The 4,655-nt window shown below is 67.3% G+C and carries 5 protein-coding genes; 2 read left to right on the top strand and 3 right to left on the bottom strand.

Annotated features, from left to right (window positions below; genetic code table 11):
- Window positions 1–338 precede the first annotated feature (338 nt).
- Entirely contained in the window at window positions 339–1,307 is a 969-nt protein-coding gene (locus ELR45_RS33285) for a 4-hydroxy-3-methylbut-2-enyl diphosphate reductase (RefSeq protein ID WP_129670122.1), read from the bottom strand.
- 153 nt (window positions 1,308–1,460) lie between these two features.
- On the opposite strand from ELR45_RS33285, the gene xseA reads away from it, so the two are divergent.
- Both xseA and ELR45_RS33295 read left to right on the top strand, forming a co-directional pair.
- Window positions 1,461–2,690, top strand: coding sequence for an exodeoxyribonuclease VII large subunit (gene xseA, locus ELR45_RS33290; protein WP_129670123.1), 1,230 nt, complete (start codon window positions 1,461–1,463; stop codon window positions 2,688–2,690).
- A gap of 41 nt (window positions 2,691–2,731) precedes the next feature.
- Window positions 2,732–2,938 carry an exodeoxyribonuclease VII small subunit gene (locus tag ELR45_RS33295; RefSeq protein ID WP_129670124.1) on the top strand — a complete coding sequence of 69 codons (207 nt, stop codon included), beginning with the start codon at window positions 2,732–2,734 and terminating at the stop codon, window positions 2,936–2,938.
- A gap of 13 nt (window positions 2,939–2,951) precedes the next feature.
- On the opposite strand, the gene ELR45_RS33300 is transcribed toward ELR45_RS33295, so the two are convergent.
- Together ELR45_RS33300 and ELR45_RS33305 are read right to left on the bottom strand one after the other, a co-directional pair.
- Entirely contained in the window at window positions 2,952–3,479 is a 528-nt protein-coding gene (locus ELR45_RS33300) for a DUF4245 domain-containing protein (RefSeq protein ID WP_165368332.1), read from the bottom strand.
- Window positions 3,480–3,563: 84 nt separating this feature from the next.
- The gene (locus ELR45_RS33305) at window positions 3,564–4,607 is read right to left on the bottom strand and encodes a sulfate/molybdate ABC transporter ATP-binding protein (protein ID WP_420814000.1); all 1,044 of its coding nucleotides are present in this window, start codon (window positions 4,605–4,607) and stop codon (window positions 3,564–3,566) included.
- Window positions 4,608–4,655: the final 48 nt, after the last annotated feature.

Here is a 4,655-nt window from a genome sequence, read left to right on the forward strand (position 1 = left end):
TAACTTTAGGCTTTCCCCGAGTTCGCGTCAAATTCAGATTCTCACCTGAATTGCCGCGGCGATCCTGATCGGATCCTTCCGGGGGCAACCCGTCTACCTTACAACATCCTGCGGTCCGGATCAAAGTCCGTCTTGCAGGTGGTTGCTGGCCTTCCTACTCTAATCCATCACGGCGCGCAGATGCACGTCGCTAGGCTTCGAGTTGGAGGTAGATCTGCAGGTCGGCCGCCGTCCCCGGCGTCCCGCTCCCTGCAGGGCCTAGAGAAACTTACGACCTCACGGGCGCAGAGTCAAGTCGGGGCGCGGCGATACTGGATCGCAGCATCTCGATACCCGGCTCAGGACACCGCGGCGTTCGAGCCCTTGAGGTCTTTCCGCAGCTCACGCGGGAGCGAGAAGATCAACGACTCCTCGGTCGTGCGGTGTTCCTCGACGTGTGGGTAACCCCGTTCCGCCAGCCAGCCGACGACGCCGGACACGAGCTCTTCCGGCACCGATGCTCCGCTCGTGAGACCGACTGTGGACACGCCTTCGAGCCATGACTCGTCGATCTCCGACGCGCTGTCCACTCGGTACGCCGCGTCCGCGCCCGCCTCGAGTGCGACCTCGACAAGCCGCACTGAGTTGGAGGAGTTCGCCGATCCGACGACCAGCACCAGCTCCGACTCTGCCGCGACCTCCTTGATGGCGACCTGACGGTTCTGGGTCGCGTAACAGATGTCGTCACTCGGTGGGCTCATCAGATCGGGAAAACGATCTCGAAGCCTGTCGACCGTCTCGTAGGTCTCGTCGACCGACAGTGTGGTCTGTGAGAGCCACACCACACGCGACGGATCACGCACCTCGACGTTCTCCACGTCGGCCGGGTTCTGCACCAGCTGAATGTGCTCGGGTGCCTCACCAGAGGTGCCTTCGACCTCTTCGTGCCCTTCGTGGCCGATCAACACGATGTCGAGATCGTCCTTGGCGAACCGCCGGGCCTCGTTGTGCACCTTGGTGACCAACGGACATGTCGCATCGATCGTCCGCAGACCGCGTTCAGCTGCCTCTGTCTGCACTGCCGGTGAGACGCCGTGGGCAGAGAAGACCACCAGAGCGTCCTCCGGGACCTCGTCGAGCTCTTCCACGAAGATGGCGCCCCGTTTCTCCAGGGTCTCCACCACATGTCGGTTGTGCACGATCTGCTTGCGGACGTACACGGGCGGTCCGTAATGGTCGAGGGCCTTCTCCACGGTCACTACGGCACGGTCGACACCCGCGCAGTAACCACGCGGGGCGGCCAGTAATACACGTCCTTCGGCGGTCATGCCCCCATCGTATGAGGCATCCCAGAACAGACACGACGAATCCGGCCGGCGAACCCGCTGCGGCACTCGCCGGCCCGACGCCGCGGACGCTCGACTCGTCCTACGGAGACCTGAACGCCTGACGTGCCCTCGGACGCGGGTACGGTCCTGAGTATGGCGCTCGACACATCCCCGGAGAAGCCCGCACCGGTCCGGGTCGTATCGCAATTGATCGGCCAGTGGATCAACCGGCTCGGCGGCGTGTGGGTCGAGGGGCAGGTGACGCAGATCTCCCGGCGCCCCGGCACCCAGACCGCTTTCCTCACCCTTCGCGACCCAGCAGCCGAAGTCTCCCTTCAGGTCACCTGTCCGACCAGGGTTCTCGACGCGCTCGAAGCGCCGGTCACGGACGGGGCCCGCATCGTCGTCCACGCCAAGCCGTCGTGGTACTTCACTCGAGGGACGCTGTCCCTGGCCGCGGCCGAGATCCGCCCCGTCGGCCTGGGCGAACTGCTCGCGCGTATCGAGCGACTGCGCAAGATGCTCGCGGCCGAAGGGCTCTTCGCTCCGGAGCTCAAGCGTTCCTTACCGTTCCTCCCGACAGTCATCGGCCTGGTCTGTGGGCGCGATTCCAAGGCTGAGCACGACGTCCTGGAGAACGCACGACGACGCTGGCCGGGCGTCCGTTTCCAGGTGCAGACCGTGGCGGTGCAGGGGCCGTCGGCCGCCGGGCAGGTGATCGAGGCGTTGCGCGTGCTGGATCGCGACCCCGAGGTTGACGTGGTCATCATCTCCCGCGGAGGCGGCTCCGTCGAAGACCTGCTGCCGTTCTCCGACGAAGCCCTGATTCGCGCCGTGGCGGCGGCACAGACACCGGTGGTCAGCGCCATCGGCCACGAAGGGGACAGCCCGCTGCTCGACCTCGTCGCCGACGTCCGCGCGTCGACCCCGACAGACGCCGCGAAACACGTGGTGCCCGACGTCATCGAAGAGCTGACCCGGATCCGCCAGGCACGCACGAGGATCCGTTCCCGCCTGCGGCAATGGATCGATCGGGAACAGGCCGGTCTCGACGCCACTCGCTCCCGGCCGGCGCTGGCGGACGCGGCCCACAGCATCCGGATCCGAGCGGACGAACTCGAGCTGTTGAGACAGCGAGCGCGGCGGACGGTCCACCACCTGATCGACCGTGCGGCGGTCGACGTCGAGCACACCCGTGCCCGTATCCGCGCGCTCTCACCGGCAGCCACATTGGAGCGCGGCTACGCCGTCGTGCAGCACGTGGACGCGACCGACGGCGCCGTCATCCGCGATCCGGCCGAGGTGACGACCGGCGAGCGGCTACGCGTGCTGGTGGCGGGCGGTGAGTTCGCCGCCGTCGCCGACGGTTCGGACACCGGCTGACGGGAGCCGGCGGCGACAGCCGACTGGTAAGTTGGCGATCCATGAGCGAGGGCGAACCCACCTATGAGGCAGCGCGGGACGAACTCGTCCAGATCGTCACCAAGCTCGAGGCCGGCGGCGCCACGCTCGAGGAGTCGCTGACCTTGTGGCAGCGCGGCGAGGAGCTGGCCACCCTGTGCGAGCGCTATCTGGAGGGCGCACGCAGCAAACTCGACGCCGCCACGAAGAACGACGACGACGCCGAATGAGGCGTTCTGGACGTCACTCGAGCCAGGAAACGAACTCTTCCAGCACCTGGTACGACGTCGTGCCACGGACGATGGTCACCACGCCACCGTCCACCTGCACGAGTGCCCGGTCCGGATTCCGGTCATCCTCTACCAGACGCTGCCAGGTGTCGCCGTCGATCCGGCTCTCGCCGTCCTCGGAGAAGTCTCTCAGGCGATCCCGCTGGTACGCCTCTATCTCTCCGTCCGACTGTTCGAGTCCGACGAATTGCTCCTCGTCGACCAGAAATCCGACGCGCCATTCGTGACCGCCGGCTTGCTGCGAGTGGTCCACGCTGGTGGCCCGCCAGGAGTCCGGGACGGACCTGGGCACCAGCACGTCGTAGGGATACTCACGTCGCACTAGATCGGCGACGCTCTCGTACTCGACCGGGTCCGGCGTCTCCGCCTCTGGGCGGTTGAGCGCGAAGAACCCGCCGACCAGCGCCAACAAGCCGAAGAGAATCACTACGGTCAGAACGACGTCCCTGGTCGTCTCCCGTCCCCGAGTACTGCTCGCCACACACTCCATCATCTCAGAGGGCATCTGCTCCCATCGCCGCAGGACGGGCACCCGCCGCTCCCACACCGGCCAGGCAGGTGCCCGTCAGGCGGGATAGGTGGTGATCTCACTGGCCTTGACCGAAGCCCATACCTGTGCGCCGGGCGCCAATCCGAGGTCGGCGACGGAGAGCGGAGTCACGTCAGCCAGCACCGATACCGCGCCGTCCACCGTCACGCGCACTAGGTCACCGTGTCTCTCCAGGTCCCGCACGATGCCCGTCCACACGTTCCGGGCCGAACCCTGGGGCCGGCGCGGGCTCAAGGTCACCGACGCCGGAGAGAAGGCCACGTGCACCGGACCATCCTGTTCGTGGGCGAGGGCGATCGTCGCGCCGCCGCCGATGTCCGCGGACCTCCCGCTTGCCTGGCCCCGCAACAGGTTCAGACCGACCAGCCGCGCAACGTAATCGGTTCGAGGGTGGCGTGCCACATCCGACGGTGCCCCGGCCTGCACCACCCGTCCATGCTCGACTACCACGAGCCGGTCGCCGAGGACCATAGCCTCCAGCGGATCGTGGGTGACGACTACGGCACACCCCGGGTAGCCGGCGAGGTGGTGACGGAGCTCGGCGCGGACGGCCGGTCGCGTTCCAGCGTCGAGCGCGGCCAGCGGCTCGTCGAGCAAGAGCAACCGCGGTTTGACGGCGAGGGCCCGGGCCAGCGCGACGCGTTGCGCCTGACCGCCCGAGAGTTCGCGCGGTTTCCGATGCTCGACTCCTGCCAACCCGACGCGTCCCAGTGCACGGCTCGCCTCCGCCCGCGCTAGGCGCCGCGGCACCCGGCGGGCGCGCAACCCGAATGCGACGTTCTCCAACACGCTCATCTGCTGGAACAACAGATAGTCTTGGACGACGAGCCCGACGTGGCGGTCCCGGGCCGCGACATGCCGCCCGGTCGTGGTGTCATCGAGCACGACGTGCCCGAGCTCGACACGGCCGCTGGCCGGACGGTCCAGACCGGCCAAGACGGCAAGCAGCGTCGACTTTCCCGCGCCGTTGGGCCCGAGCAGAGCGACGACTTCTCCGGAGCCGACCGCGAGGGTCACGTCGAGTACGAAGTCACCGCGTTCCACGACCACCGACGCCACCAACCCGCGCCGATCCGGGTCCGTTTCCCCCGAGTTCGGCTCCTGATC

Source organism: Phytoactinopolyspora endophytica (assembly GCF_004138495.1).
Lineage (GTDB): Bacteria > Actinomycetota > Actinomycetes > Jiangellales > Jiangellaceae > Phytoactinopolyspora > Phytoactinopolyspora endophytica.

Excerpts from the sequence above, each read along its gene's own strand:
- ELR45_RS33285 (WP_129670122.1), bottom strand. The coding sequence starts at position 1,307 with ATGACCGCCGAAGGACGTGTATTACTGGCCGCCCCGCGTGGTTACTGC.
- xseA (WP_129670123.1), top strand. The coding sequence starts at position 1,461 with ATGGCGCTCGACACATCCCCGGAGAAGCCCGCACCGGTCCGGGTCGTA.
- ELR45_RS33295 (WP_129670124.1), top strand. The coding sequence starts at position 2,732 with ATGAGCGAGGGCGAACCCACCTATGAGGCAGCGCGGGACGAACTCGTC.